Origin of the sequence: Flavobacterium sp. GP15 (assembly GCF_014281985.1) — a bacterium.
GTDB lineage: Bacteria > Bacteroidota > Bacteroidia > Flavobacteriales > Flavobacteriaceae > Flavobacterium > Flavobacterium pygoscelis.
Genome location: NZ_JACFTC010000031.1, coordinates 1 through 727, shown reverse-complemented (window position 1 = coordinate 727; position 727 = coordinate 1). Strand labels below are relative to the sequence as shown.

General features: G+C 34.3%; 1 protein-coding gene. It reads right to left on the bottom strand.

The genetic code is table 11. From position 1 onward, the window contains the following. Positions 1-134 precede the first annotated feature (134 nt). Positions 135-727: NADPH-dependent FMN reductase (locus tag H2650_RS15700; protein ID WP_370566889.1), on the bottom strand; the 593-nt coding region annotated here is incomplete at its 5' end.

Below are 727 nucleotides of genomic sequence, written 5' to 3'. Positions count from 1 at the left end.
AACGTCTTGGCGCTTTGCGAGGTTGGGGACTTTAAAGCAGAGTATTTTCTGCCGAAACGAAGATATGATAAAAAACGCTAATTCCACTAAAACCCCAATCGCGCAAAACGGCTGTTACCTGCTGGCGTTTTTCTTCAGTTTAATATGCTTGTAAATGAATCTATAAATTGCATAAAATCTTCTTTTGTTTTGTTGTCAGTAATTTGTCCTTCTTCTGTTATTTTACCTTTAATTCCTGGTATTAAAAGTGTTGTATCGCTTGTAAATTTTGCCATTACAGTTTTCATTATTAACTGCAATTCTTCATGTCCTTTTTGTCCGCTTGCAGAAGCAGTTATAATTCCGACTGGTTTATCAGAGAAGACCGTTGTTGAAACACACCATTCTATTGCATTTTTTAGTCCGCTTGGAATACTAAAGACATATTCAGGTGTGCATATTATAATTCCGTCTGCATTTTCAATACTTTTTCTAAATTCTACAATTCTTGATGGCGGGTTTTCTGCTGATAGTTCTGGGTTAAAATGAGGAAGTGATTTCAATTCCTTAAAAACTAATAAATTGAAAAAACCATTTGTCAAATCAACGAAATTGTCAACAAGTTTTTCGTTTGCTGAATTTATACTAGCACTTCCAATTATTACAAAAATATTTTTCCTTATTGTCATAAATTTCAACTTGTCAGTTACGATTACTACTGTGTCGCGCGACGCTTGCAGGTAACGTT